Genomic DNA, 17,272 nt, shown 5'->3' with positions numbered 1-17,272 from the left:
TCAGCGCTCGAGGCGCTCGTGATCGGCCGGATCGAGCGTGCGTCGGGTGACCGAGGTCGACCGACCGTAGATCGCCTCGTACGCGGCACGGTCGGCGACGGCCTGACGCCGACGGCTCTCCGGGAGCAGGTCGGGATCGAGTCCGTGCTTGCCGAGGCGGTGCGTCCGGTTCTGGTCCATGTAGGCCGCGCAGTAGATCAGCCCGAGAACCGCTGCGAGAGCGACCATCTGCGCGCGTAGCCACCACGGCCCCGGGAACATCATGAACACCGCGAAGATCGGTAGGAACGGCACCATGCCGCGCACGAGGTGTCGGATGTAGAAGTTGCGCCCCAGCAGATCTCGGCGCACCCAGTCGCGCAGGTCGTCGTCGAGGGTGCGGCCGAACGCGTATCCGATCCACTGCCACACCGTCGGTCGCGTGCGCGCCCGTGTCGATCCGATCATCGCTCGGCCTCCTTCTCCGCGGCTGCCCTGGCCGCGGCGTTGATCCGCCAGAGCACCTCGCGCAGATCCTCGAGATCGGCCAGGGACACCCCCAGGGCGTCGACCACGGCCGGCGGGATGTCGAGGGCTCTGGTGCGCAGGGCCGCGCCGGCGTCGGTGAGGGTGACGTCGAGCTGACGCTCGTCGGCGCTCGATCGCTCGCGGGTGACGAGTCCGGCCGCCTCGAGTCGTTTGAGCAGCGGCGACAACGTGGCGGAATCGAGCATGAGCACCTCCCCGATGGCGCGCACGCTGCGCGGCGACGACTCCCACAGCGCCAGCATCACCAGGTACTGCGGGTGGGTCAGCCCCAACGGTTCGAGCAGCGGCCGGTAGATCGTCAGCACGGTGCGGTTGGTGACGGCCAGGGCGAAACACACCTGCCGGTCGAGCCGGAGCAGATCGTCGGTCGCGGGAGCATCGGTCACGATATGGATAGTACACGATTGAATCGTGCACTATCTATCTTGCCGATCGCCCTACGACGGATCCCGCCGTCGGTGTCGACGGCGGGATCCGGTGGGCGATCGGTGATCGCTAGCGATCTGTGCAGGTTCTAGTAGCGGGTGCGGGCACTGAAATCGAGGTCGTTGCCGCCCCACAGCAGGATTCCCGAGACCGCCACGGTGCCGAGCACGAACATGGTGATGAGCATGGCCTCTCCTTCTCGTCGGCGAACGCCCCGAGTGGCACGTTCGTTCTGTTCCCCAGAATAGAACCGAAAAGAGGCTGCGCACAGGGAAAGTCGGCGACACCTCGTCGGCCCGTGCGAAGTGACGTGCGTCGCTGTGCGTCGCGGGCCGAGTCGCGGGTCACCGCCGACCGCGACACGTGACCGCCGTCAGTCCCCGGAGCGGAAGATCCGGCGACGCCGAGGCCGCGCGGTCTGCCGCAGCTCGGTCTCGCTCGTGAGCTTCACGCGGGGACGACCCGCGGTGGTCCCGCGACGTCGTTCGACGCGATCGATGGTGGCGATCCCGCGGGCCCGCACCGGTTGCACGCCGCGGCGACGGAGGAACGAGTCGAAGTCGCCCATCGCGTGCGGGCGGGTCGCGAGTCGACCCCCCGCGGCGTCGGCGATGAAGGCCTGCACCGTCTCCTCGGCGTCGGCACGGTTGGCGCCGATCCCGCCGGTGGGGCCACGTTTGGCCCAGCCGACCACGTATGAGCCGGCCACCTCGACCGAGGCGTCGGAGATCCGGCCGGCCTCGTTGGGGATCCGGCCCGCTGCGTCGTCGAACGGGAGGCCGGGTATCGGCCGGGTGCGGTAGCCGATGGAGGAGATGAGGTTGTCGGCAGGGATGTCGCGCACCACGTCGCCGGTGCGGACACGGACCGCCCGGACGCGGTCGTCCCCCAGCACCTCCAGCGGCGTGGAGTCGTACAGGAAGACGATCCGCTTGTGTGCCCCGTCCACCTCGGCGGTGACGGTGATCGACTCCTGATCCGACGCGTCGACGGTGATGATCTCGACCCCGGGGGTGTTCACCAGGGCGGTGTACTCGGCGGGAGTGTGGGCGCCGGTGTCGCGACCGCGGCGGCCCAGCAGGACCACCTCGTGGGTGCGGTGGGCCTCGAAGAAGTCCAGGGCCCGATCGGCGATGTCGGTGCGGCCGAGATCGGCGAGATCGGTGTGGAACAGGCGCACGATGTCGAGGGCCACGTTGCCCGTGCCGACGATGACGGTGCGCCCGATGTCGGCCGACTGCAACGGGTTCGGTGCGTCGGGGATGCCGTTGTACCAGGCGACCGCCGCACTCGCCGAGGTGCTGCCGGGAAGGTCCTCACCGGGGATGCCGAGACGACGGGGCTCCGACGCCCCGATGGCGTAGAAGACCGCGTCGAAGTGGTCGGCGAGATCCTGCGGCGAGACGTCGCGACCGACCTCGACACCGCCGAGCACCGTCACGCGAGGATCCCGCAGGTGCAGATCGAACCCGCGGGTGATGTTCTTCGTCGCCGGGTGATCCGGCGCCACGCCCGAACGCACGAGTCCGCCCGGCGTGGGCAGCTTGTCGATCACCGTGACCTCGACGGCGGTGCGCATCAGCAGGGTGCGCAGCGCGTAGCCCGCCGAGGGACCGGTGCCGACCAGCGCCACCTTCATGCCCTCGGGCAGCCGCAGCAGCGGCACGTACTCGGTGGGCTTCTGGTCCTGGGAGACCTCGCGGTCGCGGTAATAGGCCGCGTTCACCTCGGCGAAGTGCAGATCACGCGGACCGAGGCGGTCGACCGGGAAGATCGCGTCGACCGGGCACGCATCCGAACAGGCACCGCAGTCGATGCAGGTGTCGGGATCGATGTGCAGGATGTCGGCGGTCCCGAAACCCGGCTCGCCCGGCGCGGGGTGGATGCAGTTGACCGGGCAGACCGACACGCACCCGGCGTCGCTACAACACGACTGGGTGATCGCGAACGCCATCAGAGAAGATTCGCCCTGCGGTACCACCGTGCGGCCGGACGCGTGAGGAGACCGACGCTGTCGAGGAACTCCATGAGGTGGACGCAGCTCTCGCGCATCATCGACTGGAAGTGACGGTTGTTCTTCTTCACCGCCATCGCACGCTTGCTGTCCAATCCGGCGTTGGTGTACAGGTGCGGCGAGTGCAGGCTCGTCACGATGAGGAAGCCGGCGATCGCGATGATGAGTGCGCTGAGCTGGCGACGGAACCAGCCGACACCCTCCATCGACTCGCGCACCTCTTCACGCGCGAACTTCATGTGGCGCGACTCCTCGAGCACATGGATCTCGTTGACCGTGCGCACCAGAGGCAGCACGCGGTCGTCGTTCATGCAGCCGCGCTGGAAGACGTCGAGGACCTCTTCGGCGACGAGGATCGCGCTGTAGGCGACCTCGTTCTTCGCCAGCGCCATGAACGCCTTGCCGGCCCAACCCACGAACTTCGACGGCCGGTAGGAGGTGCCCACCATGACGTCGGCGCCCTTGGCGAACATCAGCGAGTGACGGCACTCGTCGGCGATCTCGACCAGCGACCACTGGAATTCGGGCGAGTGGTACTCGCCGAGGTACTGGTCGCGGATGACCATCTCCTGCAGGATCATCTCGAACCAGATGCCGTTGGTGGAGATGGACGCGAACTCGTGCCGGGTCAGCTCGATGCGCTGCTCTTCGGTCAGCTCGTCCCACATGTCGGTGCCGTACAGCGACGACCATTCCGGGCTGCAGCCGTACTTGGTCGGATCGAGGGGCTCGTTCCAGTCGATCTCGGTCATCGCGTTGCGCGACATCCGTGCGGCGGACGCGATCAGTCGGTCGGACACCTCGTTCGACCCCTGATCGCGACGGGTCTCGGTGGTTCCGGTGCTCTCGACGGTGATCGTCATCTCGCGTCCCTCCATCGTGACAACTGATGTTGTAGTCAATGAACGTTGTAGTCAACGCTCATTGTCACGATACGTGCTCGGCGTACACCTGTAAACCCTCGGCGGTGGCCCCGAACGCAGAACGTCCCCGTGGGGTGTCGCGGTGGACGTGGTGTCCACCGCTCCCCTCCACGGGGACGATCTCAGCAGTTCAGGCCGGTCGTGCGGGACCGCCCGAGGTCAGGCGCGCTGCCTCACTCCCTCGGGGGCATCGAGACGCGCACACCGTTGTCGCCACCGTGCTCGGGACCCGCGTCGGGGTGATCAGCCGGCAGACGACCGCGGAAACGAGCGGCCTCGCTGTCGCGGACGTCGGAACCCGAGTGCGCCGGGCGGTGGTATGGACCGGGCTTCGGTCGCACCTTGCCGCCGGGGAACGCCAGCCGCAGGATGGTGCGCTGCACCTGTCCCCACTGGGAGAAGAACGGACCGGTGTTGTACGGCAGGTCGTAGCGCTCGCAGATGTCCTTCACCTTCGGGGCGATCTGCGAGTACCGCGAGCTCGGCATGTCGGGGTAGAGGTGGTGCTCCACCTGGTAGCTCAGGTTGCCGCTGGCGATGTGGAACAGCGGGCTGCCGTCGATGTTGGCCGCGCCCACGAGCTGACGGGCGTACCAGGCACCGCGACTCTCGTCGGCCGCCTCCTCCTTGCTGAAGGTGTACGCCTGGTCCGGGAAGTGTCCGCAGAAGATGATCGCGTTCGACCACACGTTGCGGATGATGTTGGCGGTGAAGTTCGCCCAGAAGGTCGCGACGAACGTGTCCTCGACACCCGGCAGCACGCGGTCGGCGACCGATGCGATGGACTTCGTCCGCTTGCCGTTGAGTTTGCGGATCTGCTTGCCCAACCGCGAGCCCTTCGACTGGTGGACCCGACCACCGGTCGCGATGGCGGTCAGCGCGAACGCGCCGGCGCTGATCGCGGGCCAGCCGATGTAGTCCTTCACGATCTGAGCGCGCATCTTGCCGCCGATGCCGCGCAGGTCCTTGAGGACCTCGGTCGGCGACTTTTCGCCCCGTCGCAGCGCCTCGAGGTCGAGATCGTGCAACGCCACGCCCCACTCGAAGAACGCGATGAGCAGCAGGTTGTAGAACGGCTGCGCGAGGTACACGGGATTCCACGGCTGATGCGGGTCGATGCGCATGATCTCGTAGCCGAGATCCTTGTCCTTGCCGCGGATGTTGGTGAAGGTGTGGTGCACGTAGTTGTGCGAGTGCTTCCACGACTCGGCGGTCGATGCGGTGTCCCAGTCCCACACCGACGAGTGGATGTTGGGATCGTTCATCCAGTCCCACTGGCCGTGCATGACGTTGTGGCCGATCTCCATGTTCTCGAGGATCTTCGCCGCGCCGAGGGCCGCCGTGCCGGCGAACCAGGCGGGCTTGGACCGCGAGTTGAGGAGGATCACGCGGCCGAGCGCGACGAGCTGACGCTGCGCGGCGATCACGGACTTGATGTAGTTGCGGTCCTTGTCGCCGAGGTCGCTGTAGACCTCGTCGTGGATCGCGTCGAACTCCTTGCCCAGGCGCTCGATCGTCTCGGCGTCGAGGTGGGCGATCGGGTTCCCGGTGGGGTTGCGTCGTTCGGTGGTGGTCATGGGTTGTCCTCCCTGATGGATCGCTGTGGTGCGTCGCGAATCGCTGGTCTTGCCTGCCGCGTGGGTTGTGATGGAGCCGGATCCGTGGGTTACAGATCCACTTCCACGTCGCCCTCGGCGCTGTTCACGCAGATGCGGATCGACTGCCCCTCGGGTGAGGAGACGTCTCCGGTGCGCAGATCACGGATCTGTCCCTTCTTCAACACACCCGTACAGGTGTGACAGATGCCGATGCGGCACCCGTACTTGAGCTCCAGCCCCGCCTTCTCGCCTGCCTGCAAGATGGGAACGCCTGGCTCACACTCGAAGTCACTGTCACTCTTGAGCATCGTGACGTGGCCACCCTCACCTTCACCGGGGTCTGCACCGAAGGTGGGCTGGAATCGTTCGAGCAGGATCTGGTCGCCGATGTCGTTGGCCTTGTAGTGCTCGACGAGATCGTCGAGCAACTCCGCCGGCCCCGACGCCATCGTGGTGCGCTCCCGCCAGTCGGGGCACAACTGGTCGAGATCCTCGGGCTTCATGCGGCCCTCGTCGCCGGTCACCCGCAGGTTCAGCGTGAAGCCCTCGTGCGCCTTGTCGAACCGCTCGAGTTCGCGCAGGAACATCGTCTGCTCGCGACGATGGATCGAGTGGATGGCCACGACGTCGTTCATCTCTCCGCGATGATCGAGCGCGCGCATCATGCTCATGATCGGCGTGATCCCACTGCCGGCGCTGATGAACAGCATCTTCTTCGGCAGGGGCTCGGGCAGCAGGAACGTGCCCTCGACGTCGCTGAGGCGGACGATCTCACCGGGGCGGATCGCGCGCACCAGGTACGGCGAGACGGTTCCCTCCTCGACGAGCTTCGGCGAGACACTGATGAGTCCGTCGCGGGGTTCGGGATCCGAGGTCAGCGAGTAGGCACGCCAGTGGAACTTGCCGTCGATGACCAGTCCGAGCCGGACGTACTGACCGGGCTCGTGGCCGGGCCACTCGTAACCGGGTCGGATCCACACCGTCGAGGCGTCGGTGCCCTCGGGGCTGACCTCTTCGACGCGACCACGCAATTCCTTGGTGGTCCACAGGGGATTGATCAGCTCGATGTAGTCATCGGGTTCGAGCGGACTGAACAGCGCCCGGATTCCCTTGAGGAACCCCCTGCGCAGGGGCGATACCTGGGGTGTGGCGCCGCGTTCAGCCATCGAGACGCCCGCTGGGATTCATAGGTGACACGTGACCTCACAAGGTTCTCGATCGAGATGGCTGCTGTCCGCACCCCCGGTTACCCCCACGCCTGGCGTTCAGCGAGTGTGATCCGGGTCTCTCCGGCCAACAGTACGTTGCCTCAGGGCGTGGCGCGCACGCTTGCGATCACAGAACAGACAATGCAGTCGGGTGCAATGTCACCGTCAGGTCACGGCCTCCCGGATACGTGGTGACGCGCTCCAGATCAACGATCCGTGATGTGTGGTGCGGGACAAGCGACCGAACACTCGCTCCGTCCCGCGCCTGGTCAGTCGAGTGCGCCCACCGGCCTGAGGCAGACTGAGCGGATGAGAACCGGGGCGACATGACAACCGGACACCGCCGCCGCCGGCGCATCGGGGTCGCCCTCGGTGCCGTCGATCGCGCCGTCTACGACGCCGTCGCACGATCGGACAGTCCACTCCTCGACGCCACGATGCCGCGACTCACCAACGCGGCGAACTATTCGCGACTGTGGTTCGCCATCGCGGCGGGACTCGTCGCCTCGCGGTCGGCGTCGGCCCAGCGGGGAGCGGCACGCGGCGTCACCAGCCTCGCCGTCAGCAGCATCGTCACCAACCAGGTCGCGAAACGGGTCTGGTCGCGACGGCGACCGATCCCCGACGCGGTCCCCCTGGCCCGGGTGGTCCGCACGCCGTCGTCGACGTCGATGCCCTCGGGTCACTCGGCGAGTGCGGCGGCCTTCGCGGTGGGGGTCGGGTTGGAGAACCGGAAGTTCGGCGCCGCGTTGGCGCCGCTGGCCGCGCTCGTCGGCATTTCCCGGGTCGCCACGGGCGCGCACTACCCCGCCGACGTCGTCGTCGGGTTCGGGATGGGCGCCTCCATCGCGCTGATCATCGGGCGGGTGTTCCCGCCGATGTCGGTGTACCGCCCGGTCGATCACGCCCCTCGGTGGGTGCCGACCCGTGAGCGCAGCGACGGCGCCGGGGTGGTGCTGGTCATCAACCCGAACTCCGGCAGCGGCAGCGGCGAACGGATCATCGACGAGATCCGCGCCCATCTGCCCGCCGCGGAGATCGTGACCTGCGGCGAGGGTGACGACACCACCGAGTTGTTGCGCGCCGCCGCCGAGCGCGCCGAGGTCCTCGCCGTGGGTGGCGGCGACGGGACCGTCGCTGCCGCGGCCGACATCGCCCGCACCTCCGGGCTGCCGCTGGCGGTGTTCCCCGCCGGCACCTTCAACCACTTCGCCAAGGACATCGGGTGCGCCACGGTCGCCGACACCGTCGACGCGATCCGCAAGGGACGCGCGGCGCGGGTCGACCTCGCGCTGCTCAACGGTGAGACGGCGTTCATCAACAACGCGAACATCGGCGCCTATCCGCAGTTCGTGCGGTTCCGCGAGCGATACGAGAAGACGCTGGGCAAGCCGATCGCCAGCGTCTACGCGATGCTGCACACGCTGCGCCGCGAGCGGCCGGTGCGGCTGCGGTACCGGGACACCGACAACGGGGACACCACCGTCACCACGTCGCTGTTCTTCCTGGGGACGTCGGTATACGAGACCCCGGGGTTCGCGCCGGCGCATCGACCACGGATGGACGACGGACTCCTCGACGTCCGCATCCTCGAGGTCGACCGGCGGTTCGCGAAGAGCCGCATCATGTTCTCGGTCCTCACCGGTCAGCTCGCGCGGTCGAGTCTCTACCGCGAGCTGCGGGTCACCGAGTTCACGGTGACCTCGCTCGACGGGCCCACCACCATCGCACTCGACGGCGAGATCCGAACCCGGTGCACGACGGCGTCGTTCACCGTCGACCACGAGGGTCTGGTGGTGTTCGGGAGTTTCGAACGTGAGTGAGAACCACTCGGTCGTGGCCGCCGACGGGACGCGGCTGGCCGTCTCGATCCGTGGCCGCGGACCCGCGCTGCTGCTGCTGGCCGGACAGTCCAACGACCACACATGGTGGGACGGTGTGCGCGAGGACCTCGGCGTCGGCCGCACCACGGTCGCCGTCGACTACCGCGGGACCGGCGGCAGCGATTCCCCCGAGATGCCCTATTCGACACCGATGTTCGCCGACGATGCCGTCGCGGTGCTCGACGACCTCGGGATCGCGGACGCGGCCGTGTACGGGACGTCGATGGGCGGTCGCGTCGCGCAGTGGGTCGCCGCTCGACACCCCGGTCGGGTGACCCATCTGGTCCTGGGATGCACCACACCGGGTGACGCCCACGGCGTCCCCCGCAGCGCCGAGGTCCGTCGCGCGCTGGCGCACGATCGCTCGCAGGAGGTGCTCACCGACCTGATGTACACACCGCGGTGGCGCGCCGCACATCCCGGCCCCTATCGCACCCTCGGCGACCCGTCGATGACGAACCACGCCCGACACCGACACCTGCAGGCGAGCAACAACCACGACGCGTGGGATGCCTTGGGCGACATCACGGCACCGACCCTGATCCTGCACGGCAGCGACGACCGGATGGCCCCGGTCGGCAACGCCGCACTCCTCGCCGACCGCATCGCCGACGCGACCGTACGGGTTTTCAACGGCGCCCGTCACGCCTATTTCGAGGAATGCCACCACGAGGCCGGGCCAGCGGTGACCGAGTTCCTCGCCCGCTGAGGGACCCCACGCGTGGCGGTCAGGTCAGGGGAAAGTCGATGCGATCCAGGGCGAATCGTCGGACGCTGCCCGGGATCGTCGCGTCGCACGTGGACAGCAGCGGTGGTGACGCCGACACCCGCAGGGTGACCTCGGCACGCCGACCACCGCCGGCATCGAGGACGACACGCGCGGTCTCCCCGTCGTCGAGGACGTCGATCGGGGCGAACGCCTCGATCCGATCGTCCCCGGTGTGTGCGCGAGCGAAATGTTGCGCGGCCTGCACCACATGCGGGACGCAGGTCCGTCCGCGCAGCATCTCGGGGACGACGCGACCCTGGGCGTGCCGGGACATGAGGTCGACCACGTCCCCGGAATCGACCCGTCCGTAACTCAACCCGTCGGGCAGCACGATCATCGTCGCGGCGAAACGATCACCCCCCAGATGCGAACACTCCCAGGTGATGTCGGGGTTCGCGGCGGCCAGATCAGCCGTCGCGGCCCGACCGCGCACCGCGCAACATCGGTCGTGTTTGCCGTGGGCGCACACCGCCGCGAGGGGTCCGTCCACGATCGATCCGGCCGAGCCGTCGAGGGGCAGGTCGAGATAGTCCTCCGGCCCGGAGACCTCGCCGCCGTACAGCACCGAACCGACCGGCCTCGTCTGCGCGATGAACCACCGCCAGCGCGGTGTCTCGGCGCGACGCCCCGGGCGGCGGATCGCGACGATGCGCATCGAGGCCGCCTCGGCGCGACGCACGATCGCCCGCCCCAGTGAGGGGTCGAGGATGCGCGGCGACTGCAGGAACGCCGAATGTCCCCACGGTCCGGCCACCTCGAGGAGCAGCCAGTCGTGACCGAGAGATGCCGTCGCGAAGAGCGGCTCCTCGGCCGCCAGAGACCGATCACTACAGGGTGGCAGCGACACGCGCTGTTCGCCGGCGGTCACGCTCGGTCGGGCGCCCGGCGAGGTCACACCTCCGCCGGGACCACGACAGCCTCCCGCAGGAGGCGTCGGATCAGCACGGTGGCGTCGGCGGTGCCGAGGCCGGGAAGGGTTGTTGCGTCCGCACTCTCGGTCGAACGCAGGTGACGGAGCGCCGGCGCGCAGAAATCGGGGAACGAGATGCCACGGCCGGACAGTTGTACGCGGACGCGTCCGGTCGTCGGTTCGTCGACGACGGACCCGATGAGTCCGTGGCGCCAGCGCACGCGCACCGATTTCGCGGCGGCGATGGCGTCGAGGGTGGCGAGGGGTCGCACCGCGGCGGGGCGGGTGCGGCTCGCGAAGGTGTCGGCGAGGTCGTCGGCCGCGGCCGAACCCCATTCGTCGGCGCGGTCGCGGATCTCGTCGGCAAACGCCAGCAACGCCTTCGTCGCGTGGGCGGCGATCGCGTCGTGGTCGGTGGGGTCGATGCCGACGGGCAGTGACGTGCGCAGGTCGGCGACCGCGCCGGCGACGCGGTCGACCGCAGCGCGCGCGACGTCGACCCGTGTGAGTGCGGGGACGCCGATGGTCAGGTGGATGGCGGTCTCGTCGGTGGTCCGCGCCGAGTGCAGCCAGCCCCGCGGGAGATACAGGGCGTCGCCGGGGGCGAGATCGGTGTCGATGACGGGGGTCTCGGTGACGCGCCGGGCGATGGCGTCGCGATGACCGGTCCACGCATCGGTCGGCAGCGGACTGGTCACCACCGGTTCGTGCACCGTCCAGTGTTTGTGACCCGCCACTTGCAGCACGAACACGTCGTGGACGTCGTGGTGGGAGTCGAAGCCCTGGCTGCCCGGTGGGGTGATGTAGGCGTTGGCCTGCACGGGATGTCCGAGATCGTCGACGAGGCGACGGACGAAGTCGATCACCGGGGGCCACAGTCGGTGCAGTCCCTGCAGGACGATGGAAGCCCCGTCGGCGAACTGCGCCAATGCTTTTGCCGAGTCGACCTGATCGCCGATCTCGGCTCCGACGCCGGCCGACCCCAGGAACTCGTCCCGGGACAGCAGCGAACCGTTGCGCGCCATCCGGATGAACGGCGCGCGTACCCCGCGCTCGGCGAGCAACTCGTCGACCGCGGAGGCCGAGAGGAGATCACCGAAGTCGCGGGGCAGCGTCGTCGAGGTGCTGAGCAGTGGCTTACGACCCCAGTACTCGCGCTGGAAGGTTCCCAGATCGACTGAGATGCAACGGCTCAGCATCTTCTGGTGTCGTCAGGCCGTGCCGTCGGCGCCACCGTCGTGGCCGCCGGGGTTCGAGCCACCGTCGGCCGGACCCTCGCCCGCACCCGCGGTGCCGTCGGCGCCACCGTCGTGACCGTCGGGGTTCGAGCCACCGTCGGCCGGACCCTCGCCCGCACCCGCGGTGCCGTCGGCACCACCGTCGTGGCCGCCGGGGTTCGAACCGCCGTCGGCGGGGCCTTCTCCGCCACCGGTGGAGGTGGTGATGTCATCGTCGTCGAGCGCCATGATCTGCCTTTCGTCGCACGTGAGCTGGTGTGTGGTCCAACTCCTCCTGTCTACCACCAGAGCGACTCGGCTCGTGGGCCTCTCGGACACCTCCGATCCGACCGGTTCCGATGTGTGTGACGCGGAGCCGATGGTGGTACGCGGATGCGCCGGATCCGTCCATCCACCCGGGATACTGGGGTCATGCGGTCCCGACAGAAGGTCATCGACGCGGCCCTCGAACTGGTCGACGAGGGCGGGTTCGCCGCGGCGAGCATCGCGGCCGTGGCGTCGCGGGCCGGGGTGTCCCGGCAGACGATCTACTCGATCTTCGGCAGCCGTGAGGACATGGTGTCGCAGGCGGTGATCAGCGTGACGATGGCGGCGACGGAGGAGATGCGGTCGGGCGTCGACACCGCCGAGTGTCCCACCGAGTACCTCGTGGAGTTCATCGTCGCCGGCCGGGCGGTGCTCCACCGACATCCGGTGCTGGCCACCCTGTTGCGCGGCGAATCCCACAACCCTCTCTTCGATTCCGGCATGCTCGACCGCGCGCGCCCGGTGGCACGGGAGATGCTGTCCCCCATGGCCGATCGCTTCCCCCAGCTCGCCCCGCGCATCGACGACATCGTCGAGATGGCCGTGCTCCTCGGTCTCTCGGTCATCCTCTTCGACGACCCCACGGGCCGCTCCAACGAGGAACTCCGCACGTTCCTGACGCGATGGCTCGGTCCGTCGCTCGGCTAGTTCTTGACACTTTCCACGCTGACTGTCTAGTTTCAGGACGTCATCGCATCGCCGATCCATCGGGGGATCCCACATGGCCGACGTCAGTCGCCGCTCGTTTCTCGCAGGTACCGCCGCCGCGGGTGTCGCCGCGCTCGCCGCACCCGTTGTGGCGCAGGCGCAGACACCGCCGGCCCGCCGCGGGCCGGCCCCGGCACGGGTGCGCCTCACACGGGAGAGCCACCGCGTCGTGGTCGTCGGCTCGGGGTTCGGCGGCGGCGTCACCGCTCTGCGTCTGGCGCAGGCCGGGGTGCCCGTCCTGGTTCTCGAGCGGGGGAATCGCTGGCCCACCGGGCCCAACGCGACGACGTTCCCCCTCGCGACAGCGCCGGACAAGCGGATCCTGTGGCACCGCGGCGCCCCGCAACTGTTCGGGAAACCGGTCGGCTTCGAGCCCTACACCGGTCTGCTCGACGCCGTCGTCGGCGAGAACATGACGTCGATCTGCGCGGCCGGGGTGGGCGGCGGTTCCCTCATCTACCAGGGGATGACCCTGCAACCCGCCGCGGACGTGTTCGCGACGCAGTTCCCCGAGCAACTCGACTACGCGCGGATGGCCCGCGTCCACTACCCGCGCGTCGCGCGGATGCTGCAGCTCGAGACCGCACCCGACGCGCTCGTCGACAGCCCGCCCTACCACGCACCGCGTGTGTTCGCGAAACGTGCTCGGGCAGCAGGACTCCCGGTCTCGAAGATCCCCATGCCGATCGACTGGACCTACGCACTCCGCGAACTCCGCGGGGAGATGACCCCGTCGTACACCAACAGCGCTGGCAGCCTCGGGGTGAACAACGGCGGGAAACACAGCGTCGACGTCACCTACATCAAGCAGGCCGAGGCGACCGGTCGGGTCACCGTCGCGGTACGCCACGAGGTCCGCGAGGTGTTCCGAACCCGCAACGGGCAGTGGGAGGTCCACGTCGACCGCACCGACACCTCGGGTCGCGTGCTGGAGAACAAGATCATCACCACTCCGACGTTGGTGATGGCGGCGGGCACGATGAACACGACCCGCCTGCTGATGCGCGCCTCCGCCAAGAATCAGATCGGCGACATGCCCGACGGACTCGGGCGCGGATGGGGCAGCAACGCCGACCGGATCTACAGCTGGACCAGCCTCACCGACGACTTCGGCGCCGTGCAGGGTGGTCCCGTGGTGTTCGGATCGCTCGACTGGTCGCGACCGACGGAGGCCGTCACGGTGATCCAGGCGTCGATACCGTCGCTGGCGGGGATCGATTCGCGCACGACGATGATGGTCGGGTACGGCGTCAGCGAGGGCCGCGGCCACTTCACCTACGACTCGCGCGCCGACGACGCGATCCTGCGGTGGCCCGCCGACGGCGACGCCCACATCCAGAACACGCGTATCGGTCCGACCGTGCGCAAGATCGCCGGAGGCGACATCCTCACCGACACCACGGGCGTCTTCCCCAACACGTGGCATCCGTTGGGCGGTGCGTCGATGGGGTCGGTGTGCGACCTCGACGGCCGCGTCCGCGGGCAGAAGGGGCTCTACGTCCTCGACGGTGCGCTGATACCCGGCAACTGCGCGGCCTGCAATCCGTCGATGACGATCGCCGCGATCGCCGAACGCGCACTGGACAATCTGGTGGCGAACGACGTCGGGACCATCATCTGACGCGCGGACCTACCGCGCCCGCTCGATGGTGCCGTAGTCGAGTCCGCCGTGCGAGAAGGTCGGCACCACCGGCCACTGGCGCTTCCACGACGCACACTCCGAGGACGCGATGATCTGCAGCCAGCGCGGATCCTTCGGCGACGGCGACGCCATCGTCTTCTCCTTCACCATCGAGTCGTACTGGTCGAGCGAGTCCTCCATCGTGTTGGCGTTGAGGACGACCTCCCGGTTGTAGAACTCCGCCTGCCGTCGCACACCGGGGATCCTCGACAGCTCGGGCTGCCAACTGTCGGCGGCCATCCCGTTCTCCGACGACACCCAGACGCCGTCGGGGGTGTTGACCACGAGCGAGTGGTTGCCGTCGGTGTGGCCCGGCGTCCACAGCAGACTGACCCCGACACCGAGTTCGACATCGCCGTCGAACACCCGCACCCGGTCCATCGGCACACCGTCCATCCCGCCCTCGACGTACCACGACCACTGCAGCGGATGCGGCGCCTCGAAGGTGCCGAGTTCCTTGCGGTGCACGAGGAGTTCGGCGTTGGGGAACAACGGCTTCCGGGGCGCGGACTCGCCCGGGATCACCGAGGTGCTGCCGAGGATCATCCGGACGTCCTGGACGTGCAGATGATCGAAGCTGAGGAAGTCGACGTCGTCGTTGGTCAGTCCACACTGCGGCAGCACGCTCTGCGGGTCGTTGTAGTACTTCGTGAACACCTTGTGCGACAGGAACTTGCCGGCCATCGACTCGAGCTTCGCGTAGAACGGAGCCTCCGCGGAGCCCGCCGCGACCGTGGGTTCCCACACCAGGGTCTTGAGTTCGCCGTCAAACCCCTCGAACTGGATGACGAACATCCGGTTGATGATCGAGATCATCGGATTGGGTCCGACCGAGTAACCCTGGAAGGCGAACCGCTGGGGGTAGGGGGCCGCGGCGATGTCGAAGCTCTTGATCGCGCGCACCTGCCCCTGGGCGATGAACCGCTCGCGGTAGGCCTGCGCGGCAGCGCGGACGGCGTCGAGGCGCTTGCCGCGCGGCCAGATGTCGTGGACGCCCTCGAACTCGGGGATCGGCCGGATCACGCGATCGTCGATCGGTGCGGCGTGGGTCGGTGCCTCGAAGGTGGTCATGCCGGCTGCTCCTGGTGGTCGGGGTCGTCCGGCGAGGATACATCATCTGACACGAGATCGTTCCTGATTGGCCGCATCGATCCTCCGGGCACGGTCGTCGACCCCGGGCCGACTAGTCTGGACTGCGATGAGGCCGGGCGCGACGAGTGTGCAGACGACGGGCCGTCGCTACGGCGGCCAGGATCCGGCGGCCCGGCAGGCCGCGCGGCGTGAACAGCTGCTCGACGCCGGACTCGAGTGCTTCGGCACCGACGGCTACCAGCGGACCTCGGTGAAGCAGGTCTGCGAGCGCGCCGGACTGACACAGCGCTACTTCTACGAGTCCTTCGACGACCGCGAGAGCCTGCTGCTCGGTGTCTACGACTCGGTGGTCGAGGTGGTGCGCGGCCGGACCGAGGCCTCCATCGCCGACGGCGGCACCACCATCGCCGACCTGGCCCGCGTCGCGCTCGGCGAGTTCGTCGACTGCCTCACCGAGGACGCGCGACGCGCTCGGATCATGCTGCTCGAGGTCGTCGGGGTCAGCCCCACACTGGAGGCGCGCCGCTACCGGGTCATCCACGACTTCGCCGACGTCATCGTCGCGGCGGGCGCCGCTCACGCCGGTCTCGAGGAGACCACTCACGAGTTCCATCTCGTCGCGGTCGGCCTGGTGGGTGCGGTCAACCAGCTTCTCGTCGACTGGGTGCTCGGCAACGGCTCGACCGACCCCGATCACATCCTGGCGGTCTGTGTCCGACTGTTCGCGGCGACGTTCGACGACTTCGTCCCCGACTGATCCACGACCGGATCGCGTTCGGTCAACATGAGCAGTTCGGCGTGGATGCGTGCGGCGTCGGGTCCGCTGGAGAACGGCACCCGGTTCAGGTGGGCGGTGTCGCGCTGGTTGCGGTAGATCGCGATGAAGGCGACGACGAGTACGGGTACGAGGATCACTGCGAGGGTCATGTCAGAAAGTGTGTTCTCGCGCATATCGTGCCACCAGCGGCAGAATTGCCGATGTTCACAAAATTTCTGCCACACTGGTCGTCATGCTGCGAACAGTCGCCGTGATCGTGCAGGAACCCGTCGCGCTCTTCGAGTACGGGGTGGTGCACGAGGTCTTCGGGCTCGACCGCACCGATGACGGTGTGCCCCCGTTCGAGCTGCTCATCTGCTCCCCGACGCCGAACGTCCCGCTCTCGAGCGGCAGCGGGGCGTCGATCATCGCGCCCCTCCCGCTGTCGGCCGCCCTCGACGCCGACCTCGTCGCGATCCCCGGTGGCCCGAGCGACGGGGACCCACTACCCGAGGTCCTCGATGTGCTGCGCACCGTCACCGGCCGCGGTGGCCGTCTGCTGTCGGTGTGCACCGGCGCCTTCACGATCGCGGCCACCGGTCTGCTCGACGGGAAACGCTGCACCACGCACTGGCGTCACGGCGAGAAGTTGACCGCGCGATACCCGAACACCGTTGTCGACACCGATGTCCTGTTCGTCGACGAGTTCCCGATCGTCACCAGCGCGGGCACCGCCGCCGGTATCGATGCCTGCCTGCACATCGTCCGACAGGAACACGGGCCCGTGGTGGCCAACGCCATCGCCCGGCGCATGGTGGTTCCGCCCCACCGCGACGGCGGACAGCGACAGTTCGTCTCGGCTCCCGTGCCGGACTGTTCCGAGGACGGGTTCGGCGCGGTGCTGGCGTGGATGCTCGAGAACCTGGCCGAAGACATCTCGGTGCCCGCCCTCGCGGCCCGCTCGCACATGTCCGCGCGGACGTTCGCCCGTCGGTTCGTCGACGAGGTCGGCACCACTCCCCACCGATGGCTCACCGAGCAGCGGGTGTTGCACGCGCAGAACACGTTGGAGGCGACCGACATCGGGATCGAAGAGGTCGCCGAGCGCGCCGGCTTCGGATCGGCGACCCTGCTGCGACACCACTTCTCGGCCGTCGTCGGCGTATCCCCCACCGCCTATCGCCGACGCTTCGGGTGCCCGGTCGCGGCCGACTGACGCTCGTGCGCGGCC

17 protein-coding genes are annotated in these 17,272 nt (G+C 68.4%); 6 read left to right on the top strand and 11 right to left on the bottom strand.

Features of this window, described 5'->3' with window-relative positions; translation table 11 throughout:
* The 6 genes from ASG12_RS03490 to ASG12_RS03465 all read right to left on the bottom strand — a co-directional run bounded on the left by ASG12_RS03490 (position 1) and on the right by ASG12_RS03465 (position 6,655).
* Positions 1–447, bottom strand: coding sequence for a DUF5313 family protein (locus tag ASG12_RS03490; protein WP_055785221.1), 447 nt, complete (start codon positions 445–447; stop codon positions 1–3).
* A complete protein-coding gene (locus tag ASG12_RS03485) occupies positions 444–917 on the bottom strand; it encodes a MarR family winged helix-turn-helix transcriptional regulator (RefSeq protein ID WP_055785218.1) in 474 nt (157 codons plus the stop codon). The genes ASG12_RS03490 and ASG12_RS03485 overlap by 4 nt, the downstream gene beginning before the upstream one ends.
* Positions 918–1,327: 410 nt before the next feature.
* Positions 1,328–2,908 carry an FAD-dependent oxidoreductase gene (locus ASG12_RS03480; protein ID WP_055785215.1) on the bottom strand — a complete coding sequence of 527 codons (1,581 nt, stop codon included), beginning with the start codon at positions 2,906–2,908 and terminating at the stop codon, positions 1,328–1,330.
* Entirely contained in the window at positions 2,908–3,831 is a 924-nt protein-coding gene (locus tag ASG12_RS03475; RefSeq protein ID WP_055787551.1) for an AurF N-oxygenase family protein, read from the bottom strand. Before ASG12_RS03475 ends, ASG12_RS03480 begins: the two co-directional genes overlap by 1 nt.
* Before the next feature lie 233 nt (positions 3,832–4,064).
* On the bottom strand, positions 4,065–5,468 hold the full coding sequence (locus ASG12_RS03470; protein ID WP_055785212.1) for a fatty acid desaturase family protein: 1,404 nt from the start codon (positions 5,466–5,468) through the stop codon (positions 4,065–4,067).
* Positions 5,469–5,557: 89 nt separating this feature from the next.
* Positions 5,558–6,655, bottom strand: a complete 1,098-nt coding sequence (locus ASG12_RS03465) for a ferredoxin reductase (RefSeq protein ID WP_045824665.1) — start codon at positions 6,653–6,655, stop codon at positions 5,558–5,560.
* Between the two features lie 368 nt (positions 6,656–7,023).
* On the opposite strand from ASG12_RS03465, the gene ASG12_RS03460 reads away from it, so the two are divergent.
* Both ASG12_RS03460 and ASG12_RS03455 read left to right on the top strand, forming a co-directional pair.
* The gene (locus ASG12_RS03460; RefSeq protein WP_055785207.1) at positions 7,024–8,520 is read left to right on the top strand and encodes a bifunctional phosphatase PAP2/diacylglycerol kinase family protein; all 1,497 of its coding nucleotides are present in this window, start codon (positions 7,024–7,026) and stop codon (positions 8,518–8,520) included.
* Positions 8,513–9,289 (top strand): alpha/beta fold hydrolase, encoded by a 777-nt coding sequence (locus ASG12_RS03455; protein ID WP_055785204.1) that lies wholly within the window; start codon positions 8,513–8,515, stop codon positions 9,287–9,289. The genes ASG12_RS03460 and ASG12_RS03455 overlap by 8 nt, the downstream gene beginning before the upstream one ends.
* Positions 9,290–9,308: 19 nt before the next feature.
* Here the strand turns inward: ASG12_RS03455 and ASG12_RS03450 are convergent, their stop codons facing one another.
* From ASG12_RS03450 to ASG12_RS03440, 3 genes are read right to left on the bottom strand one after another with little or no spacing between them, the layout of a single operon-like run.
* Positions 9,309–10,244, bottom strand: a complete 936-nt coding sequence (locus ASG12_RS03450; RefSeq protein ID WP_235455947.1) for a sucrase ferredoxin — start codon at positions 10,242–10,244, stop codon at positions 9,309–9,311.
* Positions 10,241–11,458 carry a cupin domain-containing protein gene (locus ASG12_RS03445; protein WP_055785201.1) on the bottom strand — a complete coding sequence of 406 codons (1,218 nt, stop codon included), beginning with the start codon at positions 11,456–11,458 and terminating at the stop codon, positions 10,241–10,243. The genes ASG12_RS03450 and ASG12_RS03445 overlap by 4 nt, the downstream gene beginning before the upstream one ends.
* A gap of 12 nt (positions 11,459–11,470) precedes the next feature.
* Positions 11,471–11,725 (bottom strand): hypothetical protein, encoded by a 255-nt coding sequence (locus ASG12_RS03440; RefSeq protein ID WP_045824669.1) that lies wholly within the window; start codon positions 11,723–11,725, stop codon positions 11,471–11,473.
* Positions 11,726–11,908: 183 nt separating this feature from the next.
* Between ASG12_RS03440 and ASG12_RS03435 the strand changes: the two genes are divergently transcribed.
* Together ASG12_RS03435 and ASG12_RS03430 are read left to right on the top strand one after the other, a co-directional pair.
* Entirely contained in the window at positions 11,909–12,451 is a 543-nt protein-coding gene (locus tag ASG12_RS03435; protein WP_055785199.1) for a TetR/AcrR family transcriptional regulator, read from the top strand.
* Positions 12,452–12,524: 73 nt separating this feature from the next.
* Positions 12,525–14,132 (top strand): GMC oxidoreductase, encoded by a 1,608-nt coding sequence (locus ASG12_RS03430; RefSeq protein WP_055785197.1) that lies wholly within the window; start codon positions 12,525–12,527, stop codon positions 14,130–14,132.
* 9 nt (positions 14,133–14,141) lie between these two features.
* Here ASG12_RS03430 and ASG12_RS03425 read toward each other — a convergent pair whose 3' ends face one another.
* Complete coding sequence (locus ASG12_RS03425; protein WP_055785195.1) at positions 14,142–15,263, bottom strand: hypothetical protein; 1,122 nt, start codon at positions 15,261–15,263, stop codon at positions 14,142–14,144.
* 127 nt (positions 15,264–15,390) lie between these two features.
* Here ASG12_RS03425 and ASG12_RS03420 point away from each other — a divergent pair, with 127 nt between their 5' ends.
* Positions 15,391–16,041 carry a TetR/AcrR family transcriptional regulator gene (locus ASG12_RS03420; protein ID WP_055785193.1) on the top strand — a complete coding sequence of 217 codons (651 nt, stop codon included), beginning with the start codon at positions 15,391–15,393 and terminating at the stop codon, positions 16,039–16,041.
* Here the strand turns inward: ASG12_RS03420 and ASG12_RS03415 are convergent.
* Complete coding sequence (locus ASG12_RS03415; RefSeq protein ID WP_055785190.1) at positions 15,978–16,211, bottom strand: hypothetical protein; 234 nt, start codon at positions 16,209–16,211, stop codon at positions 15,978–15,980. The genes ASG12_RS03420 and ASG12_RS03415 overlap by 64 nt on opposite strands.
* Before the next feature lie 83 nt (positions 16,212–16,294).
* Here ASG12_RS03415 and ASG12_RS03410 point away from each other — a divergent pair, with 83 nt between their 5' ends.
* On the top strand, positions 16,295–17,257 hold the full coding sequence (locus ASG12_RS03410; protein WP_055785188.1) for a GlxA family transcriptional regulator: 963 nt from the start codon (positions 16,295–16,297) through the stop codon (positions 17,255–17,257).
* Positions 17,258–17,272: the final 15 nt, after the last annotated feature.

Origin of the sequence: Williamsia sp. Leaf354 (assembly GCF_001424365.1) — a bacterium.
Classification (GTDB): Bacteria; Actinomycetota; Actinomycetes; order Mycobacteriales; family Mycobacteriaceae; genus Williamsia_A.
The sequence above is the reverse complement of the archived record's forward strand: the minus strand, read 5'-3'. Positions and strand labels throughout refer to the sequence as shown.

Coding starts and splice junctions, on each gene's coding strand:
- ASG12_RS03435 (WP_055785199.1), top strand. CDS start 11,909: ATGCGGTCCCGACAGAAGGTCATCGACGCGGCCCTCGAACTGGTCGAC.
- ASG12_RS03425 (WP_055785195.1), bottom strand. CDS start 15,263: ATGACCACCTTCGAGGCACCGACCCACGCCGCACCGATCGACGATCGC.
- ASG12_RS03475 (WP_055787551.1), bottom strand. CDS start 3,831: ATGACGATCACCGTCGAGAGCACCGGAACCACCGAGACCCGTCGCGAT.
- ASG12_RS03445 (WP_055785201.1), bottom strand. CDS start 11,458: ATGCTGAGCCGTTGCATCTCAGTCGATCTGGGAACCTTCCAGCGCGAG.
- ASG12_RS03470 (WP_055785212.1), bottom strand. CDS start 5,468: ATGACCACCACCGAACGACGCAACCCCACCGGGAACCCGATCGCCCAC.
- ASG12_RS03490 (WP_055785221.1), bottom strand. CDS start 447: ATGATCGGATCGACACGGGCGCGCACGCGACCGACGGTGTGGCAGTGG.
- ASG12_RS03410 (WP_055785188.1), top strand. CDS start 16,295: ATGCTGCGAACAGTCGCCGTGATCGTGCAGGAACCCGTCGCGCTCTTC.
- ASG12_RS03430 (WP_055785197.1), top strand. CDS start 12,525: ATGGCCGACGTCAGTCGCCGCTCGTTTCTCGCAGGTACCGCCGCCGCG.
- ASG12_RS03415 (WP_055785190.1), bottom strand. CDS start 16,211: ATGACCCTCGCAGTGATCCTCGTACCCGTACTCGTCGTCGCCTTCATC.
- ASG12_RS03460 (WP_055785207.1), top strand. CDS start 7,024: ATGACAACCGGACACCGCCGCCGCCGGCGCATCGGGGTCGCCCTCGGT.
- ASG12_RS03480 (WP_055785215.1), bottom strand. CDS start 2,908: ATGGCGTTCGCGATCACCCAGTCGTGTTGTAGCGACGCCGGGTGCGTG.
- ASG12_RS03420 (WP_055785193.1), top strand. CDS start 15,391: ATGAGGCCGGGCGCGACGAGTGTGCAGACGACGGGCCGTCGCTACGGC.
- ASG12_RS03465 (WP_045824665.1), bottom strand. CDS start 6,655: ATGGCTGAACGCGGCGCCACACCCCAGGTATCGCCCCTGCGCAGGGGG.
- ASG12_RS03440 (WP_045824669.1), bottom strand. CDS start 11,725: ATGGCGCTCGACGACGATGACATCACCACCTCCACCGGTGGCGGAGAA.